Origin of the sequence: Candidatus Planktophila versatilis, from assembly GCF_002288265.1 — a bacterium.
Taxonomy (GTDB): Bacteria; Actinomycetota; Actinomycetes; order Nanopelagicales; family Nanopelagicaceae; genus Planktophila; species Planktophila versatilis.
In genome coordinates this window covers 439,381-455,025 of sequence record NZ_CP016778.1, presented here as the reverse complement: position 1 = coordinate 455,025, position 15,645 = coordinate 439,381, and the positions used below count along the sequence as shown (strand labels likewise).

The window sequence follows — 15,645 nt, the reverse complement described above, 5'->3', positions numbered from 1 at the left end:
AATATTACCCGAAAATTGTGGCAACTACTTTGGGGTGTAGCTCTGCCCGCATCTTGGTAAAGGATTTCGCCGGCCAGCCCACAGTAAATACTCGCCGCAGTAGCACCGCTAGTGAGTAGCTCGGGTTATCTGCCAACGCACGATCGAGGGCCTTCTGGGCCAGAGCGCCCTCACCCCGTTCATAGGCAAGGGCGGCAAAGACCGATGCAATGGGGGCGACAAAACCATTGGGTGCAATGACTAACAAATCGCGCCACATCCGCCAATAAGAATCTGCGCTCTCAAGGCTGTGACTACCCAGTGCGAAATCACGCACTTGAATATCACTCATGCGGCCAATAACCCTGGCAGCCAATTCGCGATCTTCTGCTCCCCTGCCCACGTGATATTCACCGGCTAAATCAATGACAGCCGTTGCACCATCTCGTTGCAGGTGATTTAACTCTTTCGCATCGCTAGCAATGATGAATTGGTTGACCTCACTCAACCAGGACTCATGGGCGGCAGAAGGCAGCGCAGAAATTGAGTGAATCAGCTCAGCAACGGTGGCAAAGGGCATGGGATGTCCGGCAATAACGTGCTCGGCGGCGATGCGCGATGAATCAATTTCTGGAACTGGGCTGCCTTCTGGTGGACAACAATCTGAATCAATACAGAGAAGTGAACGAAAGCGATCACTTTGCACAAGCAGTGACTCTCTAATCTCAATGCCGGCTCGCATCAGTGCAGCACTGGCATTTATCAGCACTGACTCACCGGCTGCCGATTCGGCGGGTGTGTAGGCGACAAGCAGTGCGCCATCAGCTTTTTCGCGGGTGAAGTGTGAGGCAAGTAGGTCATAGCTTTCACACGATAGGTCAACGGGCAAGTCCACCCGCATCGCCATGCCAACGGCATCTTTATCAACTGAGTCAGTATTCAGTGCAACTAGAACAAGTGAATTACTTGGGTGGTAGCCAATCAGAAATGGAATAGCAGCGAGCAGATCATGCGGTGAAGTCAGGGTGGTCATGGGAAGCCTTTCTTATCGATGAAGTGAAGTAGCAGGAATGAAACGAGTAGGTGCAGCAACAACTGTGATCGGCAGAATTGAGACTGATTCAATCTTTCCGGGAATCCGATTTTTCACACCTTGCACCGTGAATTCACCATCCCAACTTGTAACGAGTTGGATGAGGTAGTGCCCCGGATTGGAATATGCATGTTGGATCTGCCCATCTGGAAAAGGTGCACCAGCATCGCGAGTGATAAAGAAGATGCCATCGCCGTAATGCCAGATGAAGGTGGGCTTAAGTGATACCTCAACAACTTCGCCCACGATTTCAATCTTTTTGGTAACAATAGTTGGAATATCGGACCAGAAGAAGACCGGCACTTTAATGAGCGGCTGAAATGAAGGGGAATAAGCGATACCAGCAGTGGGCAGAATTTCAATCAACTTATCGCTCAGCGATGTGGCCGTGGGGGCTACTTCGGGCTTTACCCGTTTTTTCACTATTGGTTTTTTAGTAGCGGTAATAATCTTTGGTTTTGCACTCCCGGTTGGTTTCGGCGGTGGGGTAAATGTTCTCTTGATGATTGGCTTTCTGGTCTTACTCGGAGCCGGTGCTACCTCTTTCTTTTGCACTGCACCCGTTCCTTTACGCCCTTCAATGACAATCTTGCCGTCCTGGGTATAGACATCAATACATGCTCGCTCGATGCAATCTTGGGCATGCGCTGAAGGTGAAATAGTCGTCAGTAGTAATGCGATTACTAGGAATCTCTTCATGCGCGGGAGGTTAATTCCCTTGAGCGCGCAGAAACGATTCAATCGTGCTGGTTGTGGATAGATATGAGAAAGTAGGACCATGGCGGCCCGCGATGGAGATGGATGGATCCAATGCGTATGTGGCTCCAAACATTGGGGCGTTCACGGCGCAGCAGGGCTACTCATTATTCGTGACGGCGCTATCTTCTTGCAGCATCGCGCACCATGGGTGCATAACGGAGACACTTGGGGAATTCCAGGTGGCGCGCGAGATTCGCATGAAAGTGTCATGGAAGGTGCGATTCGGGAAGCGGTAGAAGAAACTGGCATCAACCCAGGTGATCTAGAGCCGCTTCATACCTTTACCGATGATCACCAGGGCTGGAGTTACTCAACAGTGATTGCCCGCGCAAATCAATCACTTGAGGGCCATGAACTCAACGATGAATCATTTGAAGTGCGCTGGGTGAAATTCGATGACGTTACGCGCCTGCCCTTGCACCCTAGCTTTGCTAAGAGTTGGCCGTTATTGCGCCAATGTATCGATGATCTGATCACACCAGGATAAAGAGCTCTTATCAATATGGGCAATCACCAAAACTGTTCGCCCTTGATCACGCAACTCTTGTAAGAGCGCAATAATCCGCGCTTTACTCTGCACATCCTGTGCCGATAACGGTTCATCTAATAAATAGATGGGCGTATCTCGTATCAACGCCCGCGCAATCTCAACTCGCTGCGTTTCTCCCCCAGATAAAGTAGTAACACTCTGGTTTTCATATCTGGTCATATCAAGGCGCTGCATCACAGCGTCCACGCGCGCAAGTTCGGCTGGTCCTTGGCCCATTTCGATCAGTTCCCGGGCGGTGTAGGAAAGCCAGTAATTTCTATTTTGTAAGACAACACTGCGTAGCTGTGCTTGTTCGGCTACCGATATTTCTTTTAGATCGCGACCAGCAATAGTGATCATTCCAGAAGCAATAGGTAGGTCACCGGCCAAAGCGCCGAGCAATGTGCTCTTACCGCTGCCATTGGGCCCGATGATTGCCGTGATCTTTCCCGGTTCAATACTGGCGCTGAAATCGGTAAGGACGTTCTTGCCACCGCGAATAATGGAGACTTTCTCGATCGTAATTAGCGCCATATGTCACCACTTTTTTTAAGAGTGAGTATCAAAATTGGCGCACCAATCAGTGAAGTTAAAAGGCCGATCGGAAGTTCAAAGGGTGGAATTGCAGAACGTGCTGCAGTATCGGCAATGAGGAGAATAAGTGCGCCAATGAGTCCTGAGTAAATAACCAGTACCCGATTGCGTGGGCCACATAAGTAGCGCGCTATGTGTGGCGCAGCCAGCGCTAGAAATGCAATGGAGCCGACGCTGGAGACAGTCACTGCAACAAGAACTGCCAAGATGGCAAATGCGGATAAGCGAATGCGCTGTGCGTTATGTCCGATGTGTCTGACCGATGCATCACCTAACGAAAGTAGATCAAGGGTTGGCGCGATCTTCCAGGCAATCACAGCAGCGATGACGAGCACTGGGGCCACAACATAAAGCGTCTTGCTACTCACCAGTGAGAGTGAACCAAATGACCAGAAAGAGATAGAACGCGCATCTGGTCTGCTCACCGCTGAAAGTGTGAGCCCCACAATTGCACTCAGAATTGCCGAGACGCCAATGCCGATAGTAATCAACTGCAGGGCAGAGCGAGCGAGTGAAAATGTCAGCAAGGTTGCCGCCATCGCACCAATTGCTGCGCAGACAACGGCGCCGGCTGAGCCAATGCTGACTAAGTTGGTCAGTACCCCAAGTAGAACTCCGAGAGATGCACCGGCTGAGGTTCCAAGAATTGCTGGATCTGCCAAGGGGTTATTGGTAGAACTCTGAGCAAGGCAGCCAGCCACACCCAGTGCTGCGCCGATCAGAATCGCTGCTCCCACACGCGGTGCGCGAATCTGCCAAATAATTTGGTGTGATGCGCTCTCCGGATTAAGAAATGGATTAAAGATATATCGAAAAAGTTCACTGACCTCGGTCGCACCGAGTGATAGCGCAACGATAGAGATGATGGGAAGTAAAAGAATCAGTGGCGCAATCTTTTTCATCACTTCATCGCCTTTGCCATTGCCGCACTTAACTTACTTAATAAATCAGGGGTGCGCGGACCAAAAGAGAGCAGCAGTGAATCATCGACGGCAATCACTCGCTTATTCTTGCCGGCATCAGTCTGTGCGATTCCGGGAAGTTCTACCAATCCCTTGAGGCCACCGACTGATTGCAGCCCCTTGCTCATCACCAGAATGACATCAGGATTCAGTGAAGCAATGAGCTCACTTGTCATAGCGTTAAATGGATTAGCAAGCGTTGCCGCCCCAACATCTTGCGCCCCGATTGCTGTGATTAACGAATCAGCACCTGATCCTTTTCCACCAATTAAATAGATGGAGCTGCCACCGCGAAGATAGAGAAAGACAACTCGACTCTTTCGCTCTGCAGTACCGAGTGTGCTCAAGGAAGAATTCATTGCCGCGCTCAAGGCACTCCCACTTGCCGGCGCCCCGATGGCATCGGCTATGGCGCCAACCTTCGCCGGCAGATCACTTAGCGTCCATGCCTCTGGCGTTTTCACTACCCGAATTCCGGCCACTGCTAAGGCATCGAGCGCGCTTTGCGGGCCGGTGGATTTATCAATAATGACCAGATCTGGTGTGAGGGCGATTATCTTCTCCGCAATCACTTGGTGTCCGGATGTCACTACCGGCACCTTTCTCAGGTCTGCATCAGTACTAGCAATATCGCGGCCAATCAGTATTGATTTAAATCCCATGGCAGAGATTATTTCTCCGGCGCCATTGGCAAGTGCCACAACTTTCTGCGCTAGCGGACTTTCACTACTTTCAATGGTGGTCACTTGCGCCGATGAAATCTCAATTGCCGTTGATTGCACCTTGCTGCAACCGGTAAGTAAGAGCGCAGCAGATGTGATTGTGAGAACACCTAAGGTGATCACACTTCGCTCTTTACGCATGAATGAATCCTCTCAAATTTTTTGCCGACAAGTTCCGGCATAGTTGTCGGATAAAGCTAGGCACCACCTTCTCTATTCTTGCCAGCATGCGTAGGAAGTGGGTAGTTATGACGGTAGTCGTCATTGCTGCTGCGCTACCGGCACCTGCTATAGCTGCCACCACTGTCGTTGGCGCAGATGGTCAAAAATTTAGCGCATCTGCTACGAAGGTGAAGAGTGGACAAGAGATAGCAGTATCAGGACAAGGATTTGATGAAACTGTAGGAATTTATCTCGCTTATTGCCTGCTGCCTAAGAAAGGTCAGCCTCCCACACCATGTGGTGGAGGAGTCAATAAAGAGGGTATTGGCGATGCTTCTTATTGGATCTCATCTAACGCACCTTCCTATGCCACTGGGTTAGCAATCGCATTCGCACCTGGTGGACGTTTTGTTGAGAAAGTTCGAGTAACAAAGAAAATTGGTAAGCACGACTGCACCCAAGTTAAATGCGCCATCACAGTCAGATCAGATCACCTGCATGAAGGCGATCGCACCCACGATCTATTCATTCCCGTCACCTTTAAGAAGTAAATCAGCTACGAAACTAGGAGAAACATGTTTACCGCACATAAGAAGGCTTTCATCGCACTTACCGTCATCGCTTTAGTTGCCCCCATCGGCATATCAACACCAGCCCAGGCAGAGACCTTTGCCTTCGCAAGTGCGCCCCTGACAAATCTCAATCCAGCCGGAGACACAATCAATGGCGGTTTCACTAAGTTTCCAACAAAAGCTGGAATGTATATTCAACAATGCATCGCACCAGTAGGTGCTGCTCGCCCGGTAACGTGTGATGACGTAAATCAACTATGGGTAACCGGAACCGGAGAGCCAGGCTCAAGCATTTCAACGGGTGCGATTAAGGTCAAAATTTCTGGATCCATTACCGGTAAGGGCGTCACAGTCGATTGCACAACTACCCAATGTGGACTCTTCTTCCGTTTAGATCGAACAGCTGGTACTGATACTTCAGAAGATAAGTTCTTGCCCATTACTTTTAGAGCCGGTGCCCCAGCGCCGACACTTCCCGCTGATGAAATCACTGTCACCCTGAATGGAACAGCCCTAGTTCGCAATATGCCAAGTAACTTGGCTTACCGCGCAGTTGCCAAGATTGTGGCAACTGCTAAATCAGGGCTTCCAATTACCTTCACATCTCTCACACCTGAATGCTCCTATGCCGATGGAACATTGACCGCCCTCAAAGGCGCTGGGCAATGCGCACTTGGCTATGCAACAGCCGGGAATGCAACCACAGCGGCGGCAACAGGTAACTTCCCATTCATCCTGACACCGGGAGCCCAGAAGATTGGCACACTGCCAAAATCACTGAAAGTCGGTTCGAGTAAATCACTTCCGAAGTTATCGAACTTTGGTGAAGTAGTTATGTATATGACCTCCTCTAAATCTTGCTCAATCAAGGCCAACGTTCTTAAGGCAAGTAAGCCAGGAACATGTGTTCTCGATTATCACGCAGAAGCCAAAGCTGGAATGTGGCAGATGAGCAATGGCTCAGTAAAGATTGCGATTAAGTAACTTACTCATCCACACTTGAGGCAAGTCTGCGAAGTGATTCGCGCACCACTGCCCCATCACTTGTTCGCCACAGCGGTGGCATCGAGTTAAGCAGCACGCTGCCATAGCGCTTTGTGACAATTCTTGAATCAAGGATTGCCACAACGCCTCGGTCTTCAATGCTGCGAATCAAACGACCTGTTCCTTGCGCCAATAACAGCGCGGCGCGCGGTACTGATACCTGCATAAATCCACTGCCACCTGATGCATCAGCTAGCGATGATCGGGCAGACATGACCGGTTCATCGGGACGCGGAAATGGAATGCGATCGATGGCAACTAAAATGCAGGAATTTCCTGGCACATCCACGCCCTGCCATAGCGACATCGTGCCGAGCAAGATAGAAGTTTCATCTTTTGCAAAACGCTCTACCAGAGGCCCCACCGCATCACCACGTTTTTGCGTGATAATCGAAATCGGTAAATCAACTAATACTTCACGCAGGTGGGCATCTGCTGCCTCCACCCCGCGCCAGGAACTAAAGAGAGCAAGGGTGCGACCGCCTGCAGCGTCAATCAGTTCCCCGAGTTCATCCAGTACCTCTTTGCTCGGACCATCGCGACCTGGCTCTGGTAAATGTTTTGGCAGATAGAGAACTCCCTGATTAGCAAAATCAAAGGGAGATCCGACATCGAGCATCTGCACATTTGCTGGGTCGATATCTTCACTATCACTTTCAGCATCAGCATCTGTTCCCACAACGAAACCAATACTGCGCGCCATCGCATCAAAGTTATTGCCCACAGTTAACGTGGCAGAGGTGGCAATCACTGGCGTCTTAGTGAGCAAATTGCTGCGCAAGACGTGTGAGACCGAAAGTGGTGCCAAATGCAAGGTGGAAAATGTTGGCTCATACCAGAGCACATGCTCATCGCCCATTTTAAGTAACTTGCCGGCAGTCGTTGCAATCTCTTGCACCGCACCCTTTACTCGAGCGCGCTCGGCATTGCTATCAGGATCGATGATTTCATCATCGGCGCTCAGTATCTGCACAAATGCCGTTGAACTCTCTTTTAACTTTCGAATCGGTGCTTCTAACATACTTGGAATATCTTCCAGGCGACCTTGCGCTGCAAAATCACTCTTCACGCTTTCACCGTAATCAGCCATCGCATCATGAAAACTATCGGCTGCCTTCGTCAGCGCCTCACTTGGCTTGCCAGGTGAGTATTTGCGAGCCATGGCAGCAGCTCTCTGCACCCGCCCTGATGTGAGCTCTTCGGTTACCGCTTGTGTGGTGCGATCCATAAACTCGTGAGCTTCATCCAAAATCACGGCATCGCGCTCCGGCAAAATCGGATGCGAATCAACTATTTCGATGGCCAGCAAGGTGTGGTTGGTGACAACAACATCAGCCTCTTGCGCTTTCGCTTTTGCCTTCGCGGCAAAACATTGCGCGCCCCAGGCACAGACATCAGCGCCCACGCATTCACGCCCTGATAAAGAGTTAGCCGCCCATACTCTGCGATCTACATCCGGTGCATCATCTCGGTCTCCCGAAACTCCCGGCGTCTTAGCCCAAGCAATCAAGCGCTTGGCATCTTTTTCTAGATAAGAAGATTCCAGAACTAACTCACCATCTGGATCGGTGTCATCGGCGTTCATCTTCTGCAGACAGACATAGTTGCCTACACCTTTATAAATTCCATAAGTAATCTCGCGCCCCAGCACTTTTTCCAGCGCTGGCACAACTGCTGGTAAATCACGTTCTACCAACTGTCTCTGCAAAGCAAGAGTTGCTGTCGCTACCAACACTTTTCGACCATGAACCAGTGCGGGAACAATGTAGGCAAGAGATTTGCCTGTGCCAGTACCCGCCTGGACCATGAGGTGGTGTCTATCAGTGAGCGCGTTCGCAACTGCTTCGGCCATCTCAATCTGGCCTTCGCGCGTTGATCCGCCAATAGCTGCTACTGCCGCATCGAGTGCTTTTCGCACCTGCGCAGATAAATCGCTCATGGTCGCACTCTATCTGCCCGTGGATTTGTCATCATGCTCATAGTCATAAATGGTTATAATTCGGCGCAATGAGAAGATGGGATCAATAAAGTAATGAAGATCTGGACTCAATGGAGTGATCTCACTCTTCCCGCCGGCATGACACACCTAGAAACTGATGGATTTGTTCCGTCTGCATCGCAATTTGATGAGATTGAATTCTACGTTCCCAGCTATATGGGCGGTCTTAAGACCATTGAAATTATTCCGAAGATGAAAAACCTTAAGGTTGTGCACTACAACCAAGCGGGATATGAAGATATTTTGCCCCATATTCCGCAAGGAGTAAGCCTGAGTAATGGAACCGGAATCCACGATGTCTCCACCTCAGAACTGGCAATTGGTCTAGCGATTGCTTGCCGCCGCGGATTTGCCGAGTTTATGGATAACCAGAAGCAGGGCATCTGGAAGCGCACAACAAAGCCAGCACTTGCTGACTCACACGTTGGAATCATTGGCTATGGCCATATCGGCAAGCGAATCGGATCCCTGTTAGAGATGTTTGAAACTAAAGTCACCGCCTTCACGCGAAGTGGTAGCGATGGCTCAATAAAAATTGCAGAATTTGATGCCTATCTTCCAAAGCTCGATGTCATTATTTTAATTCTGCCACTCACTCCTGAATCAAAGAACTTTATGAACGCAGAACGTATAAAGAAGATGAAAGATGGCGCCACCTTGGTTAACGTCGCTCGTGGTGCCATCGTCGACACCGACGCTCTCGTTGCCGAACTTCACACCGGGCGCATTACCGCTGGTTTAGATGTGACCGATCCAGAACCACTACCGGCCGGTCATCCGCTCTGGTCGGCACCAAACGTCATCATCTCCCCCCATGTGGGCGGAGATAGTGGAGCCTTCCAACCGCGAGCACGCACAATGGTGTCGCAGCAGCTACAGCTGCTATCTGAAAATAAACCCTTGCTTAATCAGATTATCGCTGCGAGTTAAACCTTCTCGTTAGATCCGGCCTTAATGGCAACAAATACCTGTAGCGCTGCAAGTCCGATGATGAAGTAGAGCGCGCGATCCCAATTGCCGGTGATGTCAAAGAGTCTGCCCAGAATGATTGGCGAAACGGTCGCCATCACATATCCAACTGATTGCATCATGATGGAAAGTGACTTGGTCTTTGCCGCATCTGCTGCGCGGAAGACAACTAAGAACAATGCGATGGAGAAGGTCACATATACCCCAATGTTTCCCAGGATTACCCATACCCACAGGCTCATGCCGGTATCAACTGAGATAGCAAAGTAGGAAATCGCCAGGAAGATTGAGAAGACAATTAACACCATGCGGAAATCTTTCCGCTTTGCCGCAAAGTGCGGAACGGCCAAGCTAAGCAGAGATCCCACCAACGTTGCTACCGCAACCAGAATTCCCGCGTTGACCAAGGTGAAGCCTTTAGTTATCAAGATAGTTGGCAACCAGGTCGCTGATGCGTAATGAATCATGTTCAGCAGACCGAACAAGATGGTGATTGACCAAGCAGAGCTGCTCTTAAATAGTGGATTTGCCCAGAAACTTTCCTTGCTCTCCACGACATCAGATACTGAAGAGCTAGGAATCTTGATCCACCACCACAGCGCGGTGAGGGCGCCGATGATGAACCAAGGAAGCATGGCCAGGCGCCAGGTGTAGGAAGATGCTTCGGCAAGTGGAGCGGTGATGGCAAGTGAAATGGCCGCGCACGATCCCATGACAGAGGCATAGATTCCGGTCAGTAGCCCCGCATTTGAGGTGCCATTCTCCTTTACCCAGACCGGCAACATGTAGTTAAGCACAGCCACTGAGATACCGAGTGTGATGGAGAAAATTAAGATGGATGCAATATCAAAGGTAGTACGTAAGAAGAGTGAGAGTGTAAGAAGTGTGATGGCGTAAGAAATAACGCGATTGGTATTTCCTAGACGGCTAATACTGCGCATTAAAATTGCGGAAAGTGAGAAGCAGAGAAGCGGTGTTGCAGCCAGAATTGATTCAGTAAAGACGCTGATTCCGTATTCTTCTTTAAGAATTGGAAGTAGTGGGCCAATGAGAATGAGGCCGGCTCTCATATTCGATGAGATTGCAAATATCGGCAGGCCCTGCTTCAAGGTATTTTTCATGGCGCCAAAGTAGCAGGGCGCACCACTAATAAGAAGAAATTAGGAGAGTTTTATTTGCCTTTTGCCATGCGAAAGAAGTAGTTAATGATGAAGGCAATTACATATCCAAGGGCACTGTTTACAATGATTGTCGTTGGATAGATGCTGGGCCAGAAGAGAGTGAAACCAAGAGCAATCAGGGCTCCCAGCCAACCGAATTTAGCTGCCGCACGATGTCTAGAGATAACTTTTTTCGCCATGGCAAAATGATAATCGAAAATCGAAGGTAAAGGTAGGTGACTTATCCCTAATCCAGTGCCGAAATCCGAAGGGAAAAGGAACCGCTCTTAGAAAATATATTGATCGACGCTTCTGAATCCAGGATGCGCACCAGAGTTTCTGAGTGGGCATTAACCCAAGGCCCCGGGTAATCCCAACTCGTGATTCCCGGCCACGGATCAGGGGCCACTCTGGAACGAAAGAGCTCTACGACATCGTCTTCAAACTCTTCGGCAAGAAACTCGGCAATGACTCTCACATCGTGAGAAATTATCTCGGCCGTGACTACCTCACTTGTGGGTAGCGAGGCAGTTTTACGGGTGTGATGAACCTTCCGTCGCATTTCACTCAAGGCATCGGCGCTCAAGAGACAGCTGACCAACCCCTCCATCGCATTCTCCCCTGCTAGCAAATTCTGCTCCGACTCTACAACAGCAGGCTGCTTCTGGCATGTCAGGGCGTTGGGTCCCCCGTTTTGAAAAGCATGTATCATCCCTCCATGCCTGCAACGCCGCTGGTTTATCCGTTCACCTTCGGAGATCGCTCTATGGCCGATCTCCTCGGTGGCAAAGGTGCCAATTTATCCGAGATGACCCGGATGGGTCTTCCGGTACCACCGGGATTTACCATCACCACCCAAGCGTGTCGAGAATTTCTGGCATCAGGTGTCATTCCATCTTCCCTCACTGGTGAAATCGAAAGCGCACTGCGCGAACTCGAGAAGATGCTTGATAAGAAATTTGGCGATCCGAAGAATCCACTCTTAGTTTCAGTCCGTTCCGGTGCAAAGTTTTCTATGCCAGGCATGATGGAGACTGTTCTCAATGTTGGCATGACTCCAGAAGTTGCCGAATCACTTGCAAAGCAAACTGGTGATGCCAAATTTGCCTGGGATTCCTACCGCCGCTTCATCGATATGTTCGGCCGCATCGTCTGCGACATTCCGCCGGCTGATTTCAAGAAAATTGAAGCTCGAATTCTTGAAGCAAATTCCGTAAATAGTATTCAAGAGTTAACTGTAGATGGCCTAAAAGCCCTATCACAGGCTCTCATTAGAGAGATTGAAGCCCAGACCGGTAAGGATTTTCCAACAGATCCACGCCAGCATCTGATTAGCTCTGTGGAAGCAGTTTTCCACTCTTGGAATTCAGAGCGCGCCCAGATTTATCGCCAACGTGAACGCATTCCATCTGATCTAGGAACTGCGGTAAATATCCAGTCCATGGTCTTTGGAAATCTCAGTGATGATTCTGGAACTGGCGTTGCCTTCACCAGAAACCCAGCCACTGGTGAAAACGGTAGTTATGGCGATTATCTAGATCGCGCCCAAGGTGAAGATGTTGTTGCCGGTATCCGTAACACTATGACTTTAGTTGAGATGAATGAGCGCGAGCCAAAGGCTTTCCAAGAGCTAGAGCGAGTGATGTCACTTCTAGAAAATCACTATCGCGATCTATGCGATATCGAATTCACGGTAGAACGCGGAAAACTCTGGATCTTGCAGACTCGCGTAGGAAAGCGCACCGCCGAAGCAGCATTTCGCGTTGCCCTACAACTTGTCGATGAAGGCAAGATTTCTATGGATGAAGCCCTCTCTAGAATCTCTGGTGAGCAGCTAGGTCACCTCATGTTCCCGCAATTCGATTTGGCCGGACAGGTAACTGAAATTGCCCGCGGTATCCCAGCTTCAGCAGGCGCCGCCGTCGGTGAAGTTGTCTTTGACTCAAGACGAGCATTTGATTTAGCACGCGCCGGACATAAGGTAATTTTGGTAAGACGTGAAACCAGCCCTGATGATCTAGTGGGAATGGTTGCCTCTGAAGGAATTCTCACCAGTCGCGGTGGCAAGACTTCTCACGCAGCTGTAGTGGCTCGTGGAATGGGTAAGACAGCTATTTGTGGAACAGAGAGCATCTCAGTTGATGAGCGCGCTAACTTATTTACCGTCGGTGCGCTCACCGTCTATGAAGGTGAAGTGATCTCTATCGATGGCACAAGTGGCATCGTCTACTTAGGTGCACTTCCTACTATTGCCTCCCCCGTTACCGCCTACCTAGAAGGCAAGCTTGATGCTAATTCGCCACAGGCAACACCCGTTGTAAAGGCGGTAGACCGCATTTTGCAGCATGCAGATGCCTCACGTGTGCTGCGGGTTCGAACTAATGCTGATACCCCAGAAGATGCCGTGCGCGCCCGCATTCTCGGCGCCGAAGGTGTGGGGCTCTGTCGCACAGAACATATGTTCTTAGGACCACGCCGTGCCTATGTTGAGAGCCTGATTTTGGCTGAAAATGAAGAAGCGCAACGTGGAATCATCGCCGAAATGGAACCACTACAACGCGGCGATTTCGTCGGCATCATGATGGCGATGTCTGGACTTCCAGTGACAATCCGACTGCTTGATCCACCACTGCATGAGTTCTTGCCTAATATTGCAGAGCTCAGCGCCGAGATGGCGCGCGCAGAAGCACTCGGAGAAGAAATTTCTCCGCGCCAACAAGCAGTCTTTGCCGCCGTGAAACGCCTGCATGAATCTAATCCAATGCTGGGTCTTCGTGGAGTTCGCCTTGGAATTTTGATTCCCGAACTATTTAAGATGCAGGTTCGCGCCCTTGTGCATGCCTGTCTTGAAGTTCGAAAGCTTGGCCATAACCCAATGCCAGAGATCATGGTTCCACTTGTTGCCACCCAGCGAGAGCTGCTATACTTGCGCAAGACCCTGGAAGAAGAAATTGCCAATACTCTTACCGGCACCGGACAACACTTCGATATTCCAATCGGTAGCATGATTGAGACTCCTCGCGCTGCTATGACTGCCGGCAAGATTGCAGACCATGCCGACTTCTTCTCATTTGGAACAAATGATCTAACCCAAATGACCTGGGCCTTTAGCCGCGATGATGTGGAATCAAGCTTCTTGCCGCGCTATCTAGATTTAGAGCTCGTGCCCTTTAATCCATTTGAATCACTGGATCAAGATGGTGTGGGGCTGCTGGTGCGCATCGCAACCGAGCAAGCACGTGCTCACACCTCAGATTTTAAAATTGGTGTCTGCGGTGAACACGGTGGAGATCCACGCAGTATTCACTTCTTCCACTCACTGCACCTTGATTACGTCTCCTGCTCCCCATTTAGAGTGCCAATTGCTCGCTTAGAGTCAGGGCGAGCAGTGGTACTGGCTAATATGGCAGGCCCAGCAAGTTCTAGTACTTAGTCGCTCACCTGGCTTTATGACGGCGCATTTAACTGGAATTTCAAGCAGGTCCATTAAAGACTGAATCCCAGATTGTGAAGAGAATTAATCCGAAGAGGACTATCGATGCAGCACGATAAAGAATTCTTCCCAAGCTAGTTTTGTAGAAATACGCCGGTGCCTTAAAGCTAGATTCAGCCAGCGCTTCCATGATGCTGAAATAGAGCACCGGGATAAGTGCAACTGCGAGGACTTTCACATTCACCATATCAGCTTCATCATCGCCAATAACCCCTGTAAGAATTAAGCCGATAGCAACCATCAGTCCTAGCCTTGGCGTTCCAGAGATATTAAACTTCTCAAATCTTGCACTCGGATTAATTCTAAGGATAAGTGCAAGACCAGGTAGCACCACCAGGCCAACGAGCAATCGAGTTTCCAGGCTCATGGCCCCAAGGAAGACACCAGCAAGTAGCCAAGTCCAAGCTCCTTTGCGTAGGTATTGAAAAACTCTTGACCATCTTGGCACTGGCACAGCTTCTGTAACAATCTCATTGATTCGAAGTGCGAAGTGCTTGGCAGTAACTCCTTCTGCGAAATACCTAAGCACAATTAAAGCCCATGAAATGGCAGCTATTAATTTGCAGGTACCGGCAGAGATTTCGGCACCGTTCCCAGCAATCTCCGGAAGCGCTTCAAGCACCTTCCAGATAATCCAAGCTGTAACGATGGGACTAAGCGCATAATCAACAAGTCGCTCCCATCTACCCTTCCGATTAGTATGAACTCCATCAAAACGACGCATGGCACCAGCAAAAAGAGCAGGGCCAGTTGTAAGAATGAAGATACTTATCAAAGTTGCATAAAATCGGTTCCAAGACATTGCCGTTGAATTGCCCAGATGATCACTCAAAAGAATCAAGAAAGCAAAAGTAATGGCTGAAATAGCACCCGCTAGCGCATCAAAGCAACCAAGAATTAAGCCCAAAATCAGGAACTCTTTTGAAGGAATTGGATAAGTTTTATCAGCGCTATCTGTACCCAGGTATTCGACAATCCCTAGGCATAGCGCAACCGGATACAAAATAAGTGAAAATGCACCAGTGGATGCACGTAAATAATCAGCATCACCGAAAATTGTCGCTGCGGGTGGTGAGATTTTTCCAATTTTGCGGATGAATGCGGGAACTTTGACAGTGAAGAATGACCATTTATCCAGTGAAATTACTGGGCCGCTAAAAAACCCCCGCATCCCTTTACCGGAACCAAATTTGCGTTCACGGCGACTGCGCAACTCCATGACTTCAGGAACATTCGATGAATTTGAATTGTTTGGGCCTGGTGAATTAGCCGGATTTTGAGAAGGTACTGGAATTGATGCTTTCAAAACAGCGGACGTCGTAATTGCCAAATAGGTTGCGGCAGCCAAGATGGAAGATTTAACAAACTCTTTTGAAGTACTTGGCAATATTCCATCCTTGGAAGGCTCCGGACTTGAAGTTGGTTCTGGACTAGAAGTTGGTTCTAGACTTGGACTCGGTTCTGGACTTGGAGTTGGACTCGGTGAAAAATCTGCGACAATAATTTTTTTGAGATACGTTTTACTCCACCAGATTTTCTTTTCCAAATCACATTCCGTGTCCGCAAACACCTTCACGAAATCTTCCTGCTCTGGGTCCGGTTTTCCGG

15 protein-coding genes are annotated in these 15,645 nt (G+C 49.6%); 5 read left to right on the top strand and 10 right to left on the bottom strand.

Annotated elements, in window-relative coordinates; genetic code table 11:
* Positions 1 to 4: 4 nt before the first annotated feature.
* Together A1sIIB76_RS02355 and A1sIIB76_RS02350 are read right to left on the bottom strand one after the other, a co-directional pair.
* A complete protein-coding gene (locus tag A1sIIB76_RS02355) occupies positions 5 to 1,012 on the bottom strand; it encodes a DUF4192 domain-containing protein (RefSeq protein WP_095696912.1) in 1,008 nt (335 codons plus the stop codon).
* 12 nt (positions 1,013 to 1,024) lie between these two features.
* Positions 1,025 to 1,771, bottom strand: coding sequence for a hypothetical protein (locus A1sIIB76_RS02350; RefSeq protein WP_125918786.1), 747 nt, complete (start codon positions 1,769 to 1,771; stop codon positions 1,025 to 1,027).
* 79 nt (positions 1,772 to 1,850) lie between these two features.
* Here A1sIIB76_RS02350 and A1sIIB76_RS02345 point away from each other — a divergent pair, with 79 nt between their 5' ends.
* Positions 1,851 to 2,318: an NUDIX hydrolase gene (locus A1sIIB76_RS02345; protein WP_095674634.1), complete on the top strand. Its 468-nt coding sequence runs from the start codon at positions 1,851 to 1,853 to the stop codon at positions 2,316 to 2,318.
* Here the strand turns inward: A1sIIB76_RS02345 and A1sIIB76_RS02340 are convergent.
* From A1sIIB76_RS02340 to A1sIIB76_RS02330, 3 genes are read right to left on the bottom strand one after another with little or no spacing between them, the layout of a single operon-like run.
* On the bottom strand, positions 2,277 to 2,894 hold the full coding sequence (locus tag A1sIIB76_RS02340) for an ABC transporter ATP-binding protein (RefSeq protein ID WP_095696911.1): 618 nt from the start codon (positions 2,892 to 2,894) through the stop codon (positions 2,277 to 2,279). The genes A1sIIB76_RS02345 and A1sIIB76_RS02340 overlap by 42 nt on opposite strands.
* The gene (locus A1sIIB76_RS02335; protein WP_095696910.1) at positions 2,885 to 3,856 is read right to left on the bottom strand and encodes a FecCD family ABC transporter permease; all 972 of its coding nucleotides are present in this window, start codon (positions 3,854 to 3,856) and stop codon (positions 2,885 to 2,887) included. The genes A1sIIB76_RS02340 and A1sIIB76_RS02335 overlap by 10 nt, the downstream gene beginning before the upstream one ends.
* Entirely contained in the window at positions 3,856 to 4,779 is a 924-nt protein-coding gene (locus A1sIIB76_RS02330) for a heme/hemin ABC transporter substrate-binding protein (RefSeq protein WP_095693491.1), read from the bottom strand. The genes A1sIIB76_RS02335 and A1sIIB76_RS02330 overlap by 1 nt, the downstream gene beginning before the upstream one ends.
* 107 nt (positions 4,780 to 4,886) lie before the next feature.
* Between A1sIIB76_RS02330 and A1sIIB76_RS02325 the strand changes: the two genes are divergently transcribed.
* On the top strand, positions 4,887 to 5,351 hold the full coding sequence (locus A1sIIB76_RS02325) for a hypothetical protein (protein ID WP_095693490.1): 465 nt from the start codon (positions 4,887 to 4,889) through the stop codon (positions 5,349 to 5,351).
* A gap of 24 nt (positions 5,352 to 5,375) precedes the next feature.
* Positions 5,376 to 6,356 (top strand): hypothetical protein, encoded by a 981-nt coding sequence (locus A1sIIB76_RS02320; RefSeq protein ID WP_095693489.1) that lies wholly within the window; start codon positions 5,376 to 5,378, stop codon positions 6,354 to 6,356.
* Between the two features lies 1 nt (position 6,357).
* Here A1sIIB76_RS02320 and A1sIIB76_RS02315 read toward each other — a convergent pair whose 3' ends face one another.
* Positions 6,358 to 8,355, bottom strand: coding sequence for an ATP-dependent DNA helicase (locus A1sIIB76_RS02315; protein WP_095693488.1), 1,998 nt, complete (start codon positions 8,353 to 8,355; stop codon positions 6,358 to 6,360).
* Positions 8,356 to 8,448: 93 nt separating this feature from the next.
* On the opposite strand from A1sIIB76_RS02315, the gene A1sIIB76_RS02310 reads away from it, so the two are divergent.
* A complete protein-coding gene (locus A1sIIB76_RS02310; RefSeq protein WP_095693487.1) occupies positions 8,449 to 9,345 on the top strand; it encodes a 2-hydroxyacid dehydrogenase in 897 nt (298 codons plus the stop codon).
* On the opposite strand, the gene A1sIIB76_RS02305 is transcribed toward A1sIIB76_RS02310, so the two are convergent.
* Genes A1sIIB76_RS02305 through A1sIIB76_RS02295 form a run of 3 tightly spaced genes read right to left on the bottom strand, consistent with a single transcriptional unit; the run spans position 9,342 to position 11,154 of the window.
* Positions 9,342 to 10,505, bottom strand: coding sequence for an MFS transporter (locus A1sIIB76_RS02305; RefSeq protein WP_095684550.1), 1,164 nt, complete (start codon positions 10,503 to 10,505; stop codon positions 9,342 to 9,344). The two genes, A1sIIB76_RS02310 and A1sIIB76_RS02305, sit on opposite strands and share 4 nt — an antisense overlap.
* Before the next feature lie 50 nt (positions 10,506 to 10,555).
* Positions 10,556 to 10,744 (bottom strand): hypothetical protein, encoded by a 189-nt coding sequence (locus A1sIIB76_RS02300; RefSeq protein WP_095674625.1) that lies wholly within the window; start codon positions 10,742 to 10,744, stop codon positions 10,556 to 10,558.
* Positions 10,745 to 10,791: 47 nt separating this feature from the next.
* Complete coding sequence (locus A1sIIB76_RS02295; RefSeq protein WP_125918784.1) at positions 10,792 to 11,154, bottom strand: hypothetical protein; 363 nt, start codon at positions 11,152 to 11,154, stop codon at positions 10,792 to 10,794.
* A 108-nt stretch (positions 11,155 to 11,262) separates the two neighbouring features.
* Between A1sIIB76_RS02295 and ppdK the strand changes: the two genes are divergently transcribed.
* The gene (gene ppdK, locus A1sIIB76_RS02290) at positions 11,263 to 13,977 is read left to right on the top strand and encodes a pyruvate, phosphate dikinase (RefSeq protein WP_095693486.1); all 2,715 of its coding nucleotides are present in this window, start codon (positions 11,263 to 11,265) and stop codon (positions 13,975 to 13,977) included.
* Between the two features lie 40 nt (positions 13,978 to 14,017).
* Here ppdK and A1sIIB76_RS06900 read toward each other — a convergent pair whose 3' ends face one another.
* On the bottom strand, positions 14,018 to 15,424 hold the full coding sequence (locus A1sIIB76_RS06900; protein WP_190286253.1) for a hypothetical protein: 1,407 nt from the start codon (positions 15,422 to 15,424) through the stop codon (positions 14,018 to 14,020).
* Positions 15,425 to 15,645: the final 221 nt, after the last annotated feature.

Excerpts from the sequence above, each read along its gene's own strand:
- A1sIIB76_RS02345 (WP_095674634.1), top strand. The coding sequence starts at position 1,851 with ATGGCGGCCCGCGATGGAGATGGATGGATCCAATGCGTATGTGGCTCC.
- A1sIIB76_RS02340 (WP_095696911.1), bottom strand. The coding sequence starts at position 2,894 with ATGGCGCTAATTACGATCGAGAAAGTCTCCATTATTCGCGGTGGCAAG.
- ppdK (WP_095693486.1), top strand. The coding sequence starts at position 11,263 with ATGCCTGCAACGCCGCTGGTTTATCCGTTCACCTTCGGAGATCGCTCT.
- A1sIIB76_RS02300 (WP_095674625.1), bottom strand. The coding sequence starts at position 10,744 with ATGGCGAAAAAAGTTATCTCTAGACATCGTGCGGCAGCTAAATTCGGT.
- A1sIIB76_RS02330 (WP_095693491.1), bottom strand. The coding sequence starts at position 4,779 with ATGCGTAAAGAGCGAAGTGTGATCACCTTAGGTGTTCTCACAATCACA.
- A1sIIB76_RS02315 (WP_095693488.1), bottom strand. The coding sequence starts at position 8,355 with ATGAGCGATTTATCTGCGCAGGTGCGAAAAGCACTCGATGCGGCAGTA.
- A1sIIB76_RS02310 (WP_095693487.1), top strand. The coding sequence starts at position 8,449 with ATGAAGATCTGGACTCAATGGAGTGATCTCACTCTTCCCGCCGGCATG.
- A1sIIB76_RS02295 (WP_125918784.1), bottom strand. The coding sequence starts at position 11,154 with ATGGAGGGGTTGGTCAGCTGTCTCTTGAGCGCCGATGCCTTGAGTGAA.
- A1sIIB76_RS02325 (WP_095693490.1), top strand. The coding sequence starts at position 4,887 with ATGACGGTAGTCGTCATTGCTGCTGCGCTACCGGCACCTGCTATAGCT.
- A1sIIB76_RS02305 (WP_095684550.1), bottom strand. The coding sequence starts at position 10,505 with ATGAAAAATACCTTGAAGCAGGGCCTGCCGATATTTGCAATCTCATCG.
- A1sIIB76_RS02335 (WP_095696910.1), bottom strand. The coding sequence starts at position 3,856 with ATGAAAAAGATTGCGCCACTGATTCTTTTACTTCCCATCATCTCTATC.
- A1sIIB76_RS02355 (WP_095696912.1), bottom strand. The coding sequence starts at position 1,012 with ATGACCACCCTGACTTCACCGCATGATCTGCTCGCTGCTATTCCATTT.
- A1sIIB76_RS02350 (WP_125918786.1), bottom strand. The coding sequence starts at position 1,771 with ATGAAGAGATTCCTAGTAATCGCATTACTACTGACGACTATTTCACCT.
- A1sIIB76_RS02320 (WP_095693489.1), top strand. The coding sequence starts at position 5,376 with ATGTTTACCGCACATAAGAAGGCTTTCATCGCACTTACCGTCATCGCT.